Annotated in this window: 18 protein-coding genes; 7 read left to right on the top strand and 11 right to left on the bottom strand. The window is 34.5% G+C overall.

Annotation, left to right across the window (positions count from 1 at the left end):
- Positions 1–30 precede the first annotated feature (30 nt).
- From H6F45_RS10505 to H6F45_RS10515, 3 genes are all read right to left on the bottom strand, one after another.
- The gene (locus H6F45_RS10505) at positions 31–1269 is read right to left on the bottom strand and encodes an NAD(P)/FAD-dependent oxidoreductase (protein WP_190347143.1); all 1239 of its coding nucleotides are present in this window, start codon (positions 1267–1269) and stop codon (positions 31–33) included.
- Between the two features lie 27 nt (positions 1270–1296).
- Positions 1297–1461, bottom strand: coding sequence for a rubredoxin (gene rd, locus H6F45_RS10510; protein ID WP_096572302.1), 165 nt, complete (start codon positions 1459–1461; stop codon positions 1297–1299).
- Between the two features lie 354 nt (positions 1462–1815).
- Entirely contained in the window at positions 1816–2010 is a 195-nt protein-coding gene (locus H6F45_RS10515) for a hypothetical protein (protein WP_096572303.1), read from the bottom strand.
- A 365-nt stretch (positions 2011–2375) separates the two neighbouring features.
- Here H6F45_RS10515 and H6F45_RS10520 point away from each other — a divergent pair, with 365 nt between their 5' ends.
- Positions 2376–2939, top strand: coding sequence for an SRPBCC family protein (locus H6F45_RS10520; protein WP_096572304.1), 564 nt, complete (start codon positions 2376–2378; stop codon positions 2937–2939).
- 121 nt (positions 2940–3060) lie between these two features.
- Here H6F45_RS10520 and H6F45_RS10525 read toward each other — a convergent pair whose 3' ends face one another.
- Positions 3061–3285 carry a Nif11-like leader peptide family natural product precursor gene (locus tag H6F45_RS10525; protein WP_137668220.1) on the bottom strand — a complete coding sequence of 75 codons (225 nt, stop codon included), beginning with the start codon at positions 3283–3285 and terminating at the stop codon, positions 3061–3063.
- Between the two features lie 212 nt (positions 3286–3497).
- Positions 3498–6116 carry an ATP-dependent chaperone ClpB gene (gene clpB / locus H6F45_RS10530; protein ID WP_190347144.1) on the bottom strand — a complete coding sequence of 873 codons (2619 nt, stop codon included), beginning with the start codon at positions 6114–6116 and terminating at the stop codon, positions 3498–3500.
- A gap of 643 nt (positions 6117–6759) precedes the next feature.
- On the opposite strand from clpB, the gene H6F45_RS10535 reads away from it, so the two are divergent.
- From H6F45_RS10535 to H6F45_RS10550, 4 genes are all read left to right on the top strand, one after another.
- Positions 6760–7020 (top strand): TIGR02450 family Trp-rich protein, encoded by a 261-nt coding sequence (locus H6F45_RS10535; protein WP_137668222.1) that lies wholly within the window; start codon positions 6760–6762, stop codon positions 7018–7020.
- Between the two features lie 581 nt (positions 7021–7601).
- Positions 7602–8468: a ferredoxin:protochlorophyllide reductase (ATP-dependent) iron-sulfur ATP-binding protein gene (bchL, locus tag H6F45_RS10540; protein ID WP_096572308.1), complete on the top strand. Its 867-nt coding sequence runs from the start codon at positions 7602–7604 to the stop codon at positions 8466–8468.
- A 31-nt stretch (positions 8469–8499) separates the two neighbouring features.
- Positions 8500–9327 (top strand): DUF5331 domain-containing protein, encoded by an 828-nt coding sequence (locus tag H6F45_RS10545; protein WP_190347145.1) that lies wholly within the window; start codon positions 8500–8502, stop codon positions 9325–9327.
- A gap of 153 nt (positions 9328–9480) precedes the next feature.
- Positions 9481–10884, top strand: a complete 1404-nt coding sequence (locus tag H6F45_RS10550) for a ferredoxin:protochlorophyllide reductase (ATP-dependent) subunit N (RefSeq protein ID WP_190347146.1) — start codon at positions 9481–9483, stop codon at positions 10882–10884.
- Between the two features lie 128 nt (positions 10885–11012).
- Here H6F45_RS10550 and H6F45_RS10555 read toward each other — a convergent pair whose 3' ends face one another.
- The 6 genes from H6F45_RS10555 to H6F45_RS10585 all read right to left on the bottom strand — a co-directional run bounded on the left by H6F45_RS10555 (position 11013) and on the right by H6F45_RS10585 (position 17815).
- Positions 11013–12944, bottom strand: a complete 1932-nt coding sequence (locus H6F45_RS10555) for a reverse transcriptase domain-containing protein (protein ID WP_137668533.1) — start codon at positions 12942–12944, stop codon at positions 11013–11015.
- A gap of 265 nt (positions 12945–13209) precedes the next feature.
- Entirely contained in the window at positions 13210–14157 is a 948-nt protein-coding gene (locus H6F45_RS10560; protein WP_137668532.1) for a radical SAM protein, read from the bottom strand.
- Positions 14158–14210: 53 nt separating this feature from the next.
- Entirely contained in the window at positions 14211–14483 is a 273-nt protein-coding gene (locus H6F45_RS10565; protein ID WP_137668531.1) for a ribbon-helix-helix domain-containing protein, read from the bottom strand.
- A gap of 71 nt (positions 14484–14554) precedes the next feature.
- The gene (locus H6F45_RS10570; RefSeq protein WP_137668530.1) at positions 14555–14926 is read right to left on the bottom strand and encodes a hypothetical protein; all 372 of its coding nucleotides are present in this window, start codon (positions 14924–14926) and stop codon (positions 14555–14557) included.
- 5 nt (positions 14927–14931) lie between these two features.
- Complete coding sequence (locus H6F45_RS10575) at positions 14932–16242, bottom strand: ATP-binding protein (RefSeq protein ID WP_190347147.1); 1311 nt, start codon at positions 16240–16242, stop codon at positions 14932–14934.
- Positions 16243–16609: 367 nt separating this feature from the next.
- A complete protein-coding gene (locus H6F45_RS10585; RefSeq protein ID WP_199301794.1) occupies positions 16610–17815 on the bottom strand; it encodes a hypothetical protein in 1206 nt (401 codons plus the stop codon).
- 205 nt (positions 17816–18020) lie between these two features.
- On the opposite strand from H6F45_RS10585, the gene H6F45_RS10590 reads away from it, so the two are divergent.
- Entirely contained in the window at positions 18021–18269 is a 249-nt protein-coding gene (locus tag H6F45_RS10590; protein WP_137668527.1) for a hypothetical protein, read from the top strand.
- A gap of 98 nt (positions 18270–18367) precedes the next feature.
- Positions 18368–20038 carry a DNA methyltransferase gene (locus tag H6F45_RS10595; RefSeq protein ID WP_190347148.1) on the top strand — a complete coding sequence of 557 codons (1671 nt, stop codon included), beginning with the start codon at positions 18368–18370 and terminating at the stop codon, positions 20036–20038.
- Positions 20039–20101: the final 63 nt, after the last annotated feature.

Here is a 20101-nt window from a genome sequence, read left to right on the forward strand (position 1 = left end):
ATGCCTTAATCTGATCTTTTTTGGTGACAGTTAGGAATTACTCGTTTGAGTCATTGACTTTCCAGCTAAATATGCGGTTGTCCAAGCACTTTGGAAGTTAAAACCACCAGTTATACCATCAATATCCAATATTTCCCCAGCAAAGTATAAACCCGGAACTAGCTTACTTTCCATTGTTTTAAAGTTAACCTCCTTGATGTTGACACCCCCACAGGTGACAAATTCTTCTTTGAAAACTCCTTTACCATTAATTAAGTATTCTCCCTGAGATATTTCTTGAACTAACTGATTTAAGGTTTTGTTAGATATTTCTGCCCAACGGTCTTCAGTAGTAATACTTATACGGCTAATTAGATATTGCCACAGTCGATGGGGTAAGTCAACACCACGATGGAGGGCGATCGCTTTTTTGCCCCATTCCTGTTTTACCGCTAAAAGCCTTTGTCTCACTTCCTCTTGTGGCAAGTTGGGCAACCAATTAATGTATAATTTGCATTGATAGCGATTTTCATGCAGTATTCTTGCACCCCAAGCGGAAAGTTTCAGTACTGCAGGTCCACTGATACCCCAATGAGTGATTAACAAAGGTCCTGTTTGTTGTAAAGGTTTTTTATCTGCAATTGATAAACGCAGATTAACAGGATTAACGCTAATTCCTGCCAATGTTCGTAATTTTGGATCAGCAATGTTAAAAGTAAATAAAGAGGGAACAGGGGTTTCGATGTGATGACCTAACTCTCTAGCGATTTTATAACCTATTAAACTGCTACCAGTAGCTAAAATTATGCGATCGCAATATTTCGTTTCTCCCGACTTGAAAATAACTTCAAAACCCTCGTTTTTTCGGTTCACAGAAATTACAGGAGTACCAATACTCAGTTCTAGCCCAGCATTAAAAGCACCTTTAATCAAACATTCTACAATAGTTTCCGAACGATCTGTAATGGGAAACATCCGCCCATCAGCTTCAGTTTTCAAATTTACACCATGAGCCGCAAACCAAGCTACGGTGTCAAGAGGTTGGAAACGAGTAAAAGCACCCCGCAAAGCTTTACCACCTCTGGGGTAATTTTGCACCAACTCTTCAGGAGTAAAACAAGCATGAGTAACGTTACAGCGTCCCCCACCAGAAATGAGAACTTTTGCCAGTGGTTTACGACTGGCTTCAATTAAAGTAACTTGGGCTTGGGGGTTAGCTTCAGCACAGGCGATCGCACCAAAAAAACCCGCCGCCCCACCACCAATAACTACAATTTGCAAGGGTGACAACTTTAAAAATCTTTCAATAATCTTACTTTACTCTTCAAAAAGTGTAAAATCCTCTTTTGCAGCACCGCAAACAGGACAAACCCAGTCTTCTGGGATATCTTCAAAAACTGTTCCTGGTTCTATACCACCATCAGGATCACCTACCTCTGGATCATAGATATAGCCGCAGACCGTACATATATATTTTTTCATGGTTGTGCGCCCTAATAACTAATTATTTCAGCTTTCCACTATTCCATAGTATTCCATATATAGGACTCCTATTTGATTTTTGAACAGAACTCCGTACATACTGCCTTCTTTCCTGTTCCCTGTTTCCTGTTCCCTGTTCCCTGTTCCCCACATCTACGAAAAATTCATGAATCAAATCGGATCACTATATTTATCACTATATTTATATTTTGATAAGCTGTTGTGCATTTAATTTGTATAAGTGGAACAGGCATCTTGCCTGTTAAACAAGAGTTCAGAATATTAGGATTATACAATTTAGCTGTGTAACAGCTTATCAATCTATATTTACTTGCTTATTGCTGAGGACGGATCTTAAAAACGCCATAATCTGCGTTGAAAATAACTGAAAATGCCTAACCCCAACGCCCCAAACAACAATAGCCAAATCACACCACCAGGAATAAAAGTGAGAATACCCAAGCCTCTGAGTATCCATAAGGCTATTCCCATACCAAGAAGGATACCCAAGATTTGAGTTAATTTGCGATTTAATGAAGATTGATTCACTGGATTTTTCTGGCAATTTCAGCAAAAGTTACATTTTCTATTAAAATTATATCACGTTTGCTTGTTGCAGGTTCATATCTCTTTGGGTAGGAAATAGAGAATGGGAAAGAGAGAAAAAATGATACTGTAAGTCATTTCTGCCAAACAGGTAGATTTAAATACAGGGTGCAAGAGTTTGTAGATAGAATCAACTTCCATCAAATTATATCCAGAAAATCAATAAAATGAACTGTAATTAAAAATGAGTAGGTTTAAATCCTGAAATTTCTTGGTTGAAACTTTCAAACTCTGGTTTTTTAGAAGATTTAAATGTTTGATTCAGTTTTTGGTTAATAAATATTGTTTGAGGGGTAGAGAAAAACACTATGTCTGTATCTGATATCTCATCAACTATTCAAGGTTCTAAAGGGTTAGATATGTTGTGGAGTCCAGACAAACAAAAGTCACTGATCCAAGGTGAAATTTTGCTACAAACGCGATCGCATACTCTCTGGGGTGGTGCTGTCACAGCTTGGATGTACTTACCCTTAGTTCGGTCCAACGTTTGGCAGCAGATTACAGATTATCCCCGTTGGGTGCAATATTTCCCTGACATCACCAAAAGCGAGATCATAACCAAGGGTGATGTCAAGCGCCTATATCAAACAGCACAGAAAGCATTTTTATTTTTCACTGCCCAAGTAGAAATTTATCTCAGCGTTGTTGAAGTCTTAGGACAGCAAATACAATTTCGCATGGAAAAAGGGACATTTGAAGATTTCCATGCCAACTTAGAACTTAAAGACATGGGAAATGGAACTTTGTTAGCCTATACAGTGCAAGCAACACCGAATATTCCCATCCCCTCAATTTTTATTCAACAAGCAATGAACTTGGAATTACCAGAAAATATGCGTAAAATGCGACAAGTGCTGATTTTAAGTCAATAACAGTAATGTCTACAGGCAAAAGCTATTTTGGAATTTTGGTTATTGGGGACTGGTGACTAGGGACTGGGGCAGAAACTGGGGAGCAGAGGAAATTATTTGTATTTTCCCAATCACCAATCACCTATTTACGACTTACTGTTACAGGTTCAGTTGCAAACCAAAAGTCCTGTAATTCTTCTTCGGTAAAAATATAGCCAAAAGTAGCAGCGAAATTAACTATTTTTTTTGTATCCCAGTGAGAATTATCAAAAACTCCGGGTTGACGGCAATTTTTATAATACAGATCATAAACACCGGGATCTGAACTTAACATTTCATAAAAACTTTCAACTTGTTCTAAAGACACAGATCACACTCCTAGTTTATGGTTTATTTTGATGATTTATAACTCAAAACCCCAACTTTTTAAAAAGTCGGGGATATTATTCCTAGCCTTTAAAAGTTTTTAAAAACTAGGTTTTTCAATTTTTCTCCACAGTTAAATTATAGCCGTACACAGAGTAGTTAGGACATCAATTAATCATAAAACTCTGATTAAAAAAGGGTTTTACTCCTGACTTAATTACTAAACACTTCCACTGGTAAACGACTAAAAGCTAGACGTTCATTTTGCACATCAACAAAAATTGTATCACCGTCATTAAATTCACCCCGCAAAATAGCTTTAGCAATTTGGGTTTCTAACTCTCTTTGAATGGCACGTTTTAATGGTCTCGCACCAAATACAGGATCATAACCAACTTCTGCTAAAAAGTCTAGTGCAGATGCAGCAAGTCGCAGGGACATTTTTTTATCAGTTAATCTTTGTCTGAGTCTATCTACTTGTAGTTGCACAATTTCTCGCAGTTCTGATTTTTGTAAACCGTGGAAGATGATAATTTCATCAATGCGGTTCAAGAACTCAGGACGGAAACTATTCCGCATTGTTTCCATCACTCGATGACGCATTTCATCATACCTTGAATCATCCCCAGCAACATCCAGAATATATTGAGAACCGATGTTACTAGTCATGATGATAATGGTATTCTTGAAGTCTACCGTTCTTCCTTGGGAGTCAGTGACACGACCATCATCTAAAATTTGCAGGAAAATGTTAAATACATCCGGGTGCGCTTTTTCAATTTCGTCGAATAAAATTACTGCGTAAGGACGACGACGAATAGCTTCTGTTAATTGTCCACCTTCTTCATAACCAACATAACCTGGAGGCGCACCAATTAACCGAGAAACTGCGTGTTTCTCCATGTATTCTGACATATCAATTCTGACTAAAGCTTCTTCTGTGTCAAACATATAAGCAGCTAAAGCTTTAGCTAATTCTGTTTTACCAACTCCCGTAGGTCCAAGGAAAATAAAACTAGCAATGGGGCGGTTAGGATCAGCAAGTCCAGCGCGAGAACGTTGAATGGCATCAGCTACCGCAGTCACAGCTTCACTTTGTCCCACTACTCGCTGATGTAGTTCATCTTCTAAATGCAGTAATTTTTCTTTTTCTGATTCCACTAATTTACTAATAGGAATGCCTGTCCATTTAGAAATGATTTCAGCAATGTCCGCTTCGGTGACTTCTTCCCGTAATAGAGATTTTCCTGTTCCTTGGGCGTTAGCAAGTTCCCTTTCTACGGTTTCTAATTGTCGATGTAATTCTGTGAGTTTACCATATTTCAACTCAGCAGCGCGGTTAAGATCATAGTTTCTTTCTGCTTGTTGAATTTCTAAGTTAACTCGATCAATTTCTTCTTTGATAGATTGAATTTTGGTGATAATATCTTTTTCAGATTGCCATTGGGCGCTGAGTGCGCGTTGTTCTTCTTTAAAGTCGGCAAGTTCTTTTTCTAGTCTTTCCAAACGTTCGCGGGAAGCTAAATCACTTTCTTTTTGTAAGGACAGTTTCTCCATTTCTAATTGGAGAATTTTCCGATCAATTTCGTCTAGCTCTTCTGGTTTGGATGTAATTTCCATTTTCAGTCTAGCAGCAGCTTCATCTACCAAGTCAATAGCTTTATCTGGCAGGAAGCGATCGCTAATATATCTACTCGATAAAGTCGCAGCAGCAACTAAAGAACTATCGGAAATTTTTACCCCGTGATGCACTTCATACCGTTCCTTTAAACCCCGCAAAATAGAAATCGTATCTTGTACATCTGGTTGGTCTACATAAACTTGTTGGAAACGTCTTTCTAAAGCAGCATCTTTTTCTATATATTTACGATATTCATCTAAAGTTGTCGCCCCAATACAACGCAGTTCACCCCGTGCTAACATGGGTTTTAATAAGTTACCTGCATCCATCGCCCCTTGGGTTGCACCTGCACCGACAACGGTATGAATTTCATCTATAAATAATACAATATTTCCACCAGATTCGGTAACTTCTTTTAATACGGCTTTGAGTCTTTCTTCAAATTCTCCTCTAAATTTTGCACCAGCAATTAACGCTCCCATATCTAAAGCAATTAATTTTCTATCTTTCAAAGATTGGGGAACGTCACCCGCAACTATTCGCTGTGCTAAACCTTCCGCAATGGCGGTTTTTCCAACTCCAGGTTCACCAATTAATACAGGGTTGTTTTTGGTTCTGCGGGACAGAATTTGAATGGTTCTTCTAATTTCATCATCCCGACCAATTACCGGATCTAATTTTCCTTGACGTGCTGCTTCTGTTAAGTCACGTCCGTATTTTTCTAAAGATTGATATTTTCCTTCTGGACTTTGATCTGTCACTTTCTGACTCCCACGAATTTGTTTAATAGTATTCTTTAATTTGCCTTCGTCTAAACCAATTTCTTGCAGTAGACTTTTACCAAATCTGTCATCTTTAGCATATCCTAATAATATATGTTCAACGGAAATATATTCATCTTTAAATTCTTGGCGATATTTTTCCGATCTGTCTAATAATGTATCTAAACTTTTACCCAAATATACAGATGTGCTACTTCCTGATACTTTGGGTTGACGGGAAATAAATTGTTCTGTGTAATCTCTGATTTTTGGGATGTTTGCACCGGCTTTCGTGACAATAGCGTTAGCAAGTCCATCCTGCTCCAGCAGTGCTTTCATTAAATGTTCGCTTTCTAGTTGCTGTTGTTGGTACTGTTTAGCTATTTCGGGAGTTTGCGCGATCGCTTCCCAGGCTTTTTCTGTAAATTGGTTCGGATTAGTCGGTTGCATAGTTTTTTTGATATTTGACTTTCATATCGTCATTGTAAAAATACCCTAGCCTTTTTCTGGATCGGTCTTCCCATCCTCATTATGTAGTATTATCCCAAGTTATCAGTTATTTAGTTTAAGCCGATCATGAGTAATTGATAATTAATTATTTACTGTCACCTGTCAACTGTCACCTCAACAATATATAAGTTTTTTAAATCTCTGATCTAGAAAAAAAGTGTGCGATGTGGTTTATTGAGAATTAGCCCCATTTATTCTCAATAATCTTGAGAATCACTATCAATTATCAACGAGTTTCCGTCGTTTCAGGATTGATATTGACACACAAGATTTTTGTGGTATGATATATGTACAATCCAAGGGTAAATTATAAGTATAAGTTAAAAAATAAGTAAAACCTTGGTGAAAGTTTTTCTTTTTTGTCTAATTTTGCTTAATGCTTTTTGTTGCACGCAGAGGCGCAGAGTCGCAGAGAAAAGAGTCTATAAACATGATGTTTGGGTGTTCGAGAAATTATATTAATTTTTACCAATCACCAATCACCAATCACCAATCACCAATCACCAATCACCAATCACCAATCACCAATCACCAATCACCAATCACCAATCACCAATCACCAATCACCAATCACCAATCACCAATGCCCAAAAAACAAAAGTTTCCTCATTTACTGGGTTCTAAGTGGACAGCACAGCAAAAAGTTGATGGTTGGCGACATTTTCAAGTTGTTAACCGTAAAAATCAGGGTAAGTGGGTCTATGCGGAAATGGTAGCTGCTTGTGACCCTAATGTGCGTTTTTGGATCAATGCCAAATTATTACAGGATAACTCTCAATGGCACGCCGGCTGGCAATCTTTACAGGAAATTAATGATCTGGAAAAAATTAATAACATTACATGATCATACATAAAATTTAACTATTTCATGATTTGATTAACTTTTCTCAGATATTTGAATATTTAATATTAATTAACAACAATGATCGCAGATACTCAGAGATCAAAGATAGATGCAGATTACTTTTGTGTTCCTCCAGTCCCAAAAACCCTAAATTTATATCCTCTCTCAAATCTCAAGTCTATTCTCCTGGTATGCACTGACGATAGTTATGCTCATCAGCAATAACATCTTATTTGCTGCTTAATAAACTTGGGCAATGATTGAATAATTATATGGAAACCATTAATAAAATACTATTTTAGCTAATTTGTCTTTTGTAACTATTTTTATATAAAAAATTTAAAAATATCAATAAATCAATTTTTTAAGATTTTTTAGAGATTTTAGAGTTTATTTTAGCCTTAATTATCAAAATATCTTTGTAATAAATCAATTATCTTTGATTTGATGATTTTTAGACCCTTTGCTTTTCTAGGAATTTGCACAATAATGGCACTCACAGACCTCACACATCTCCATAACTGGTTGAGTGCTGGGTAAAGGTACAAGCTAAGAAAAGAAACTATTAGAGGTAAAGAAAAATGAAATTAGCAGTGTATGGAAAAGGCGGTATCGGTAAATCTACAACCAGCTGTAATATATCCGTAGCCCTAGCTAAACGGGGTAAAAAAGTGCTGCAAATTGGTTGTGACCCTAAACACGACAGTACCTTTACCCTGACCGGGTTTTTGATTCCTACTATCATCGACACCCTACAAGAGAAAGACTATCACTACGAAGATGTTTGGCCAGAGGATGTGATCTATAAAGGTTATGGTGGAGTTGATTGTGTCGAAGCTGGAGGACCCCCAGCCGGTGCGGGGTGTGGTGGTTATGTGGTAGGTGAAACAGTCAAACTCTTAAAAGAACTTAACGCTTTTGATGAATATGACGTAATTTTATTTGACGTTCTCGGTGATGTGGTTTGTGGTGGTTTTGCAGCACCTTTGAACTATGCCGACTACTGTATGATCGTTACAGACAACGGTTTTGATGCCTTATTTGCTGCTAACCGCATCGCTGCTTCCGTCCGTGAAAAAGCCAGAACTCACCCCCTGAGACTAGCGGGGTTAATCGGTAATCGTACTGCTAAACGTGACTTAATTGAAAAATACGTAGAAGCCGTACCAATGCCAGTTTTAGAAGTATTGCCTTTAATAGAAGATATCCGTGTTTCCCGCGTTAAAGGAAAAACGCTGTTTGAGATGGCTGAGTCAGATCCTTCCCTGAGATACGTTTGCGACTATTATTTAAGTATAGCTGATCAGATATTAGCGCGTCCTGAAGGTGTCGTTCCGAACGATGCCCCTGATCGTGAACTTTTTTCACTTTTGTCAGATTTTTATTTAAATCCGAGTAAACCACAGGTAACAAATCCGGAAGAGGAATTAGACTTGATGATTGTATAAAACAATTTACCTCTTCAGGATGGGGGAGATTATGGCCTTCTTTGATAGTTTTACGGATTCAATCAAACAAAAGTGGTTACAGTTCTTTCAAGTCAACCGTGACTGGATTACCTTGCAAATGGCAGTGGAATCGGTTTATACCCCCGATGGCGGGAAGCGTCCTTCCTCTTACCTCATTCTGGGAGTAGTAAATGCCCTAGAACCTAAATTAGCCCAGTTGATGTTTCCTTTTGCCAAATTAAATCCTGATGCTGATACTCTAATTGACGTGCTAGGGCTGCATTTTGATCCAGATATTGTCCTTGGTAATCGGTTGAGTCCTACCCAAGAAGCAAAAATTTATTCTCATGCTTCCCAAGAGGTTACAGAAAACATTTCTGAAGATCAACCATCAGCAGTCGATGATTTCAGCGTTGTTGAGGAAAAAAACTCTGTTCAAGAGTTCACAATGGATGTCAGGGAACATCAATGGCAAGAGGAAGATTCACTGGCAAGTAAAGATGCGTTTGATTCAATTTCTTTATCTGAAGAAAACATCACGGATGAGTTTAAATCAGCACCTGATTTAGAAACAGAAAAAGACTTTAGCGGGATGTCTTTTGAGACTGTCAATTTAACAGCAGATAACGAACATCAAGCTATAGATGATTTCAATCTATCCGATGAAAATGGATTGGATGATTTAAATCAACCAGATGAAAGTGAATTTCGTGATGTGATTTCTGATGTTTGGGGAGATGATTCATCTCTTCTGGAAGAGGGTGAAGAAAATAATAACCTTTTAGGTGAAGAATTACCTTCTGAGGTTTTTGATGAGTCAGAAATGGCTCGTCTCTTCCCCAACAATATAAATCAGTGAATAGGGGACTGGGGACTGGGGAAGAAAATTTTAGATTTTAGATTTTAGATTGGAGATAACAAAAACAATCCAAAATCCAAAATCCAAAATAAAAAACTCCTGTCACCTGACTCCTGACTTGTAAGCATTAAAAATTAAGGGGAGAAGATTACAATGACTATCGCTACAGAAAATACCGCTTTAAATTTTGAATGTGAAACTGGTAATTATCATACTTTTTGTCCTATTAGTTGTGTGGCTTGGTTATATCAAAAAATTGAAGATAGTTTCTTTTTAGTTATTGGTACAAAAACCTGCGGTTATTTTCTACAAAATGCGATGGGGGTGATGATTTTTGCTGAACCCCGTTATGCAATGGCTGAGTTAGAAGAAGGTGATATTTCGGCTCAGTTAAATGATTATCAAGAATTGAAAAGATTGTGTGAGCAAATTAAACGCGATCGCAATCCTAGTGTTATCGTTTGGATTGGTACTTGTACCACGGAAATTATTAAAATGGACTTGGAAGGTTTAGCCCCCAAGTTAGAAGCGGAAATTGGTATTCCTATTGTTGTCGCTCGTGCTAATGGTTTAGATTATGCTTTTACTCAGGGAGAAGATACGGTTTTAGCTGCAATGGCTAACCGTTGTCCTGATCAAGCACCAGTTTCAGAAACAGAAAAAAATGAACGAAATGCAATTCAAAAGTTATTACATTTCGGGAAGAAAAAGGAAGATGTTGTACAAGAAGAATCAGAATATGTAGATCATCCACCTTTGGTTTTATTTGGTTCTTTACCTGATCCAGTTGTTACCCAATTAACTTTAGAATTAAAGAAACAAGGTGTTAAAGTTTCTGGTTGGCTACCTGCAAAAAGATTTACAGAATTACCTGTGTTAGAAGAAGGTTATTATGTTGCGGGTGTGAATCCTTTTTTAAGTCGCACTGCAACAACTTTAATGAGACGCAGGAAATGTAAATTAATTGGCGCACCTTTTCCCATTGGTCCAGATGGAACTCGCGCATGGGTAGAAAAAATTTGTTCTGTTTTTGGCATTACACCCAAAGGTTTAGATGAAAGAGAAGCGCAGATTTGGGAAAATTTAGAAGATTACGTGAAATTAATTCGCGGTAAGTCTGTGTTTTTCATGGGTGATAATTTGTTAGAAATTTCTTTAGCTCGGTTTTTGGTGCGTTGTGGAATGACTGTTCCAGAAATCGGTATTCCTTACATGGATAAACGCTATCAAGCTGCGGAGTTAGCTTTGTTAGAAAAGACTTGTCAGGAAATGAATGTTCCTTTACCAAGGATAGTTGAAAAGCCGGATAATTACAATCAGGTACAAAGAATTTATGATTTAAAACCTGATTTGGTAATTACTGGTATGTCTCATGCAAATCCTTTAGAAGCGCGGGGTATTAATACTAAATGGTCTGTGGAATTTACCTTTGCACAGATTCATGGTTTTGGTAATGCGCGGGATATTTTGGAGTTGGTAACTCGTCCTTTAAGAAGGAATAATAATTTGAAGGATTTGGGTTGGGATAAGTTGGTAAGGGAGGAAGCTAAGGTTTAAAACCTAGATAAGTTTTAAAGTTTGCGTGTTCTTTGGCAATTTTCGGGCGGATCTTTTGGGGTTCGTCCTTTTTTTGTTTTCTCACGCAGAGGCGCAGAGGACGCAGTGAGGGATGTTATAATTAGTTTTTATTGATTGTTTTTAGAATAAATATGGATAACTTCGTTATACTTATAATAAGTATTCCAACCAGATACAGGCCAAGGGCAATAATTGCCTATAAGTTCTTGTTTTAAGGAAGTTAATTTTTTTAATTGACAACCTTTATTAAAAACATTTGGAAATAAATCACTCAATAATAGTTGCTCTCTTAATATCCAGCCAGAACTCTCCATTGCCCATTTCATTTTATTGACTAATTTTACTTTTACACTAGGTTCAATAAGGATTAATCTAGCATTATTAGTAGAGGCTTGATATAACTCATTAGCCCATTCTAACCACCAGGAATTTCCTAGATTTTCAAAGGAGTTTTGCAAAATTGAAGACATAAATATCAAATTAAAATAGTTATTATTTAAGTAATTAAACCAATCTCCCAGTCTACCATTAACATTTAAAACTTCTAAATTCGGCAAACTAGGTCTAAACATAGCAAATTGACGCATATAGCTACAAGGTTCAATAGCTGTAATCTGGAAAGACATTTTTTGTCTAAATAAGCCTAGTGCAATGCCGACTGCATCAGTACCACTACCAACATCTAATATTTTTTCAGGAATGGGTACATTTTCTTCTCTAAAATAATGAGATAATACTGCTGTCATTGCTATAATTTTTCTGGGCAAGTATTTAAAAGCATAAGCTATTGGAACACCAGGTAGATCATAATCTGGATCTTGTTTTTTTCTTAATTTGTCTAATTCATCAAAACCTTGTTGTATACATTCTTTCATATTATCAATGTCTACAGATATAGCATCAATGTAGTTATTAATAATATGAAGAGCATATTCGTCAACCGAATCGCACCAATTATTGTAATCTTTATCATCAAATTTTAGTGATCTTTGTCTGATAATTTCTCTTTCTATAAGTTTTTCGTAAAAAGTTAATAATTTTTGATAAATAAAATCATCTTTTTGTCTAACTTGTCCTATAAATTCTATTTTCCCTCTTAATGCTGAAGAAAAGTTAACACGGTTCTTATTTTTTTGGTAACGTATGGCTGAATCGTTAATATAAGCTTGAACATATCCATTTTTGTGCCAATCATGGAGCATGGCTCGAACTTGTCTAATATATTTACGAGAAACATTAGGTTTATTATTAACTGTTAAACCTGTAACTTCTTGCCTCTGATTGTCTCCCTGTATTCTAACTTTATTAAAGTTTATTTGAAATCCATTAGATTTAAATATAGAAATTAAATTATCACTTAAGCTAACATCAGTAATTTTAAGACCTGTGATTTTAGCAATTGATAAAGGAAAGTTCTTTACTATAGTTGAAAATGTGATGTCATCAGCATAACGAGTATAAAAACATTTATTTTGTTTGGCAAGCAGACGTAATTCGCTATCTAACTTAGCACAAACAATATTGGATATAATTGGAGAAGTTGGTGCGCCTTGAGGTAATTTACCCTCGTAGCAGCATATATGTGAAATAGTCGTTGCAATTTGACTAGGTAAATTATAAGGTGGGGACATCATAACCCCTCTGATTCTTTGTTGAGTAATTGTAGGAAAGAAGTCTTTTATATCAAGGTTTAAAACAAATTTTTTGTTACAGTGATTTTTAGCATTAGTTACAATATTCCTGCTGGTAGTAAATCCATGTACAGACTGTTTACGTTCAGGTTCATATACTAATCTCAAAACTTCATTCAGTCTTGCCTGTATTTCACGAATTCCCGAAACTGGTGAATATATTTCCCGTGATTCACCATTTCTCTTGGGAATAGTAAATGAAGTATATTTTTCTTCTAATGGAACTGCAAATAATTCTTGTTTGAACCAAAAATAATCAACTTCTAACAAGTCTGCAAAATCTTGAAAGCTGTTAATTTTCCTAAATGACTCTACTATCTCTGAAGCTTCTCTTAGTAAGTATCGCATAAACAATTTACAATAAATTGATACCAAGTATAATAAATACTCTATTTACTATCTGTAGTATATAAATTTGAATAAAATATTAATAACCTACTAATAGCATTCCAGTATTAACCATTAAACAACACCTTTTTTTGGTGTTTTTGGTGACTTGAATATACTCTGTTGCGGAACAACAACAGAAAATCAATGCTTTAGTAGGTGTATAAACAATAGCAATAAAAGAAACGAGTGTCAATAAGTGTTAAACATTATTTGGCTAATTTTTTTATACGGGCGCATACCCTTCATTACCTTCTAGTAGTGGAAGTTCGTTCCCCAGAATGCTAATCAAAGTGGCTCTCACTTTTTGATACTTAGTCTCAGTCCAATTATCTTCCTTCATTTTCTGGATAGACTCAGGAGAACTACCAGCACTAAAACGAGAGCGGGTAGGTTTGAAAAATTGTGTTACATATTCTGCGGCATTTAACTTTGCTATTCTTTGTCCAAAAATCTCAGGATCTTTGATTGGTAACATGGGACTGATAGAAATCCCAATTGGTACACCCGCTTCTGATACGTGCCGTGCAGCTTTTAATCGTGCTTCTATTGATGGACAATGGGGTTCATATCGTAACCGAATATCTTCTGAGTCGGTTGTAATAGTAAAATTCACCCGAATATGCTGGAATTGTTTTAATAAGTCGATATCTCTGACTACAATAGGGCTACGGGTTTGAATCGTTAAGCGTGGTTGAATTTCAACTAATTCTTCAAGAATACGTCTAGTTAAGCCTACTTTATGTTCAATGGGTTGGTAGGGATCTGTAACACTAGACATATAGATTGTATCCCCTGTTTCTAATCTTCTGTCTTGAGACTTAGCTTTACAGGAACGGTGAAGTAAGTCAATAGCATTTTCCTTAACCTTAACCCAATTTCCCCAATCTTTTTGTTGTTCAATAGTAGGAGCAAAAAAGCGGGCATAGCAGTATTCACAACCAAAACTACATCCACTGTAAGGATTCAGGGTAAATTTATAGGCTCTGATAAATCCACTTGGAGAAGTTAGCAAACTGCTACTATTTATATATTCAATTTTGCTTGACGCTATTTTTGATGGAGTGGTTTGATTGATAAATAATACAGAATTTTTCTTATAATTGACTTCCGAAAATTCTGTTAAAGAAAATAAAGAAAGTTGTTCTCCATCTCCATTTATTTTGTATTTCATACAGGCTGTAAATACGAACATTATAACTAAAAAAATGATTAAAGATAATCCTCTTAAATACTTTCACTACTAACAGCATAATCAGATAAAATAGGCGCGTTTGCACCCACGCACGCTGTCAAATTATCAGCTAATTCATCTAAAGCACTTTCCAATTCTTGATCCCTTAACATCAAACATTCTAAACTTCCTTTATTTTTCCGACTTGCTTCTTGAATAATTAACTGTTGTAAATATTCACTCACTGAATTATAACCACCTTCGGCAATTTGTTGATCAATAAAACTTTTCAGTGATTCAGGTAGAGTAATATTAATATTAGTCATGGTGTTTAATTTAGGTTAAACTAGGTTACTCTTATATTAACATTTTACGGTTATAATAAATTGTCAAAGTTTCACTTTTTCAAAATGTCTGAAATTATCACCCTCCAACTACCAGAAACACTGGCACAAAACGGAATGTGGGTTATATAGCAATATTTACGCACATTTTTATAATCTTGGGATATAAGTTTAATTGTATTTTCAATTTGTGTAAATGCGTGTTCTACATCAGAACCTTTTAACTCTATGTATATTTCCAGATAAGGTTCATTGATAACTAATAACCAATCACATTTAACACCTTGAATATCTAAACAGCCATCTACTTGAATTTTCTCAACTTCTATTAAGTTTTCATTGCTAAAAATTATTTTACTACTTTTCTTTTCTTCTATTAAAATATTTTTATGGGTAATCTTTTCAGAACATTTATCTAAATCCACAAATTTTATTCTCCAAATTCCAGGTCTATTAATTTTTCAAAAACTCTACTAAATTCGTTGGATACATCATCAATAATATTTGTATCAATTAAGTGATTTTCTTCATTAATTAAACTTTCAATCATGCCATTTTTAATAGTGTAAGCAGCAATATCATTAATATCTAACATTTGATTTTCGGGAACTATTTTAAATAATTCTCTGAGTAAATCATTTTGTTCAGGTTTTTCTTTTAATGCTTTAAAGGTATTTCCTGCTTGAATGAGGTTATTAAAAGCTGTTAATATGTAAGGACTGTGAGTAGTAATAATAAATTTATGTTTTCTTTCAGTTGTATTGAAAACTTGACTAATTAAACTAACAATATGTTTTTGTGATGTAGGAAATAAATGTGCTTCAGGTTCTTCAATGATAAAGATGCGATGAGATGAAGTGAAAAAAGGTAAAATTGCTAATATAAGTGCCATAGGTAAAGCCTCTTGTTGTCCAGATGAAGAATGAGACAAGTTTATTTTCCTGTCATCGTCAGTGTATATCCAGTCTTCTCCTTTTTCACGAATATATTTTCCAACAATTATTTTGTTTACTAATTCATCAATATCATCTTTATATTCTAATAAATTGATATCTTTTCTGGCTTGATACAAGTTTTTAGCTCTTTCATAGGCTGAACCAAATTCTTTAAGAAAATAGTCAATGGTAATATTTTCTGATAAAAAAGAAAACACATTACTTTGTAAAACGGCAAAAAATGATCTACCTGCGGGAATAAAAGTTAGTAGATCAAGATTGCTGATATTTTTTCCTGATAGAATGTATTTTGAAAATATCTCATCTATAAATTCTCCTATATTTAATTTGCTAATACTGGAGGAATTATTTTGAGTTTTATCTCTATCATCAATAATTGTTTTTGTATATTCAGAAAGTAATTTTCTACGAATATTAATTAGATGTTCTGAATATTCTAAAATTAGAGTATATTTGTTTTTGGTGGATTGCTTGGTATACAAGCGAATATAATAATTTTGAAACTCGTAATTTATGTGATATGTGATATCAAATTGTTGAAAATTCCAAGAATATTCAGGAAATATTTCTTTAAAATTCTTAATAATGCTTTTATCAAATTCACTTTTTTTGTGGTTTTTTAAAATCGAATTTCTATATTCAATTAAGAAGGTTTTAAAAAAATAAACCAATTTGGCAATTACGCTTTTACCACTGGCTTCTTGTCCAATAATAATATTAATCTTGGATAAATTAAATTCAGCTTCATTTATGTTGAGAAAGTTTTTAATTGTTAATTTTTCCATAAGTAAAATTTGAGAATTAATAATATGTTTGTATTTTTTAATATATAAATTCGCAATATATAGCGTTTCCCAATCTGGTGAATTACAAAATCATCTGCGTCTATTTGTATTTAATTATTACTACTTGCACATCACTTGAATCGGAATTTTAATATTATACATAATATTTTGCAAATTTAAAATCCGTAAAAATATCATCATTTAATGTATCATCAAATAGTATAAGCAGGTATCATTCTTAATCATGAAAGCCTTTTCCAGTAACTAAGTTGGAGGATGTTGCAGGTTGTTTAAAATATGATGGTGAACCTGCAACCCTGGAAGATATGGAAGATGCTATTCGTCAAAGTGTTGAGGAAATACAGTTTTAAACAGGTAATTCTAAAGGTTGAGAAGGAATAATAAACATTAATTCTGCACCTTCTGGTTTTTGTTCTGTAGATGGTTTCAATTGCAACCATTCATGAAAACTAATTCCTAGTTTAGATATTGCTTGTATTTCTGTTTGGTAAGATTCAAATCTGTTGTTAGTTTCAATCATTGATTCCATCACTGCAAATACTTGGGGAAGTCTTGTAAAAACTTCTTTTTCAAATCTACCTGTTAATGGTGTAGGATTTCCTCCAAATAAACCCCAACGGATCTCATTACGATCTACAATAGATGATGGTAAGGAAGACAACCATTCATTATTATTTTGTGCTAACTTAAATATATTCTCACGCAACATATCAAATACAGCATTTTCATCTAAATTAGCGTTAATCCATCGGTAAATTTTGGTTAATCTACATAAATCAATTTGTCCTTTAAATTGAGGGTGTAAATATGCTGCTGGATTAGAAGTAAGCATAATTTCAACATACTGATTAATCAGTAACCTGATAACTTTTGCTCCTTCTTGAAAACGACGAATTGCTGTTTCATGTTCTTCTAGTTCTAAATAACAACGAGCTTCAGCAATATAAGCTAAAGATAATGTTAGGATATATTTATCAATGATTTGGCTTTTTTGGGAAAGTTCATTAATGGTGTAATCTTTATAAATATGTTCTGCTTCTAAAAAACGATTAATAGCTTGTAATGCGCTACTTCTCCGGTTTTCATTTTTAGTCATTGTAAAGGCATTAATCGCTAATTCGATTGCAGCACGGAAGTTAGCATAAAAACTCATGTCAATTTTGCGATTGATTTTATTTAGCAATTCCTCCGCTTGTTTTAGTTGGTTTTCTATCTCATTTAGACGCTGGGATATAACCGCAAAACCCATCACAGAAACACCAAGATTGAGAATACTAGCAGCAGTAGATACTTGCAAAATACTTTGAGAAAATTGTAAATTTTGCCCAATTGAACCGATATGATTTTCAATACCATCTAAACGCTGATTTAGATCAGAAAAGCCTTTAGCTGAAATTGCTGCATTATCAACTGAATTACTGTCTCGCAACCAAGTTACAATTTTCTTACTTGCTACATCACGAATTACACCCCCAACCCGTTCAAAAGTTCCATCTTGTAAGCCTTTAGCAACCCAACTTGCTAATGCAAAGGTAACTTGAATTGGTATCATAATTTTTTCCTACTTGTAAAAACTTCAGCAGCGTTATGTATAACAATAAAATTGTATATTACTTTATATTGCAAAACATAACCATGCTTAGTTAATTATCCTTATAGTGTTGTATTTTGAAAATATAGTGAAATGTTTTTTAACGTTTGCCTGGCGTTTTGGGTAAATACTGCAAAGGAAATAAAAGTCACTGGAGATAGATATCATGTCATTCCCCGCACCCGACCTAGCAAATAACTGGCAGTTTACAGAAATATGGGTTGATCCCACTTCTGTACCACCTTATATTTTAATGTTGCTTGGTGACGATAAAAATAATTTTTGCATTTTAGATCCCACAGAAAATTACAAGATAGTTTTTGCTTGTTCCAGTTATGAAGAAGCGAAAATTTGGCTGCTTGAGGATGAATATGAGCGTGTGGAAGGTCGAGTTTTAGCGGAACAGGTAGCTTAATTTTTTTCTAACTTTACTTTGATGTTTTTCAGGTTAGCTTAGTTATATGTTATTATATCAACCATTGACTTTTTATAATTTACCAAATCTTCCCATACATGAAACGTCTTTACTACGGTGATAATCTCCAAGTTCTCAGAGAAAATATTCCTGATGAATCTATTGATTTAATTTACCTTGATCCGCCTTTTAATTCTAAAGCTAACTATAATATTATCTTTAAAAATGCTACTGGTGAAAAATCAGATGCACAAATTACCGCTTTTGAAGATACCTGGAGTTGGGGAATAGAATCAGAAAGATTTTTAGATGAAATTCAAGATAAAAAAGGTGAATTATATCAATTTTTATATTTATTAGTAAGAACATTAGGTAAAAATTCATTATCAGCTTATTTGGTAATGATGGCAATTAGATTAATAGAATTACATCGGGTTCTTAAATCTACAGGTAGTTTATATTTACATTGTGATACTACCGCTAGTCATTATTTAAAAATGATTTTAGATTTAATATTTGATGCCAGAAATTATCGGAATCAAATTACTTGGAAACGTACTAGCAGTCATAGTGATGCTAAAAAGTATGCGAGAATTACAGATATTATTTTCTACTATGTCAAATCTAACAAATTTACTTGGAATCCTCAACGGTTGAGTTATTCAGATGAATATATCAAACAATATTATTGTAATATTGATAGCGACGGGAGAAGATTTCAATTTGGTGATTTATCAAATACAAAAACTAGCAAAGGTTATTTCTATAAACTGTTAGATTGTGATCCTCCTGAGAATGGTTGGAGAATGCCAGAATCTCGCGCTCAAGAGTGGCTAAGTCAAGGTAAAATTGCCATACCACCAACAGGAAAAACACCACGTTATAAACGTTATTTAGATGAGGTTCAAGGTAAAGTTATCCCTGATATTTGGGATGATATACCACCTATTAATTCTCAAGCTAAGGAAGCTTTAGGATATCCTACCCAAAAACCTTTAACATTATTAGAAAGAATCATTCAAATTAGTAGTAATGAAAATGATATCATTCTTGATCCATTCTGTGGATGTGGTACAGCTATCCATGCAGCAGAAAATTTAGGCAGAAATTGGATTGGTATTGATATTACCCATTTAGCAATTTCTTTAATAGAAAAACGTTTAAAAGATGCTTTTCCGAGTAAATTTGTTGAAGATGAAAATAAAAATCAAAAGTTAGTACCAGGGATAGAATTTGAAGTAGAAGGTACACCACAAGATTTAGCCGCAGCCATAGATTTATTTAACAGAGACGCTTATCAATTTCAATGGTGGGCGTGTTCTTTGGTGAATGCACAACCTTATAAAGATAAAAAGAAAGGTGCAGATGGGGGAATAGATGGTTTAATCTTTTTTGAAGATGTTATAGATATTAAAAAATTAAATAAAACAGCAGTTAAAAAAATCATTGTGAGTGTGAAAGGTGGGAAAAATATTAACGCATCTATGATTAGAGATTTGCGCGGTACTATGGAAACAAATAAAGCAGAAATTGGATTATTTGTTACCCTCACACCTCCCACCCAACCAATGATTAAAGAAGCTGCATCTTCCGGTTTTTATAAAGCTGGAAATGGTAGAAATTACGCTAAAATTCAGATTTTAACGATTGAGGAATTATTAACAGGAGAAAAACGCCCAGAATTTTTTGATATGAAGCAGGGAGAATTGACATTTAAAAAAGCACAACGCGAAAATCAAGATATAGGAGAACAGGGGGAATTGTTTTAGATGATTTTTATGGAGATATTAACTAACAACAAAAACTAACAACAAAAACTCAGGACTTACGCA

Origin of the sequence: Sphaerospermopsis sp. FACHB-1194 (assembly GCF_014696235.1) — a bacterium.
Lineage (GTDB): Bacteria > Cyanobacteriota > Cyanobacteriia > Cyanobacteriales > Nostocaceae > Sphaerospermopsis > Sphaerospermopsis kisseleviana.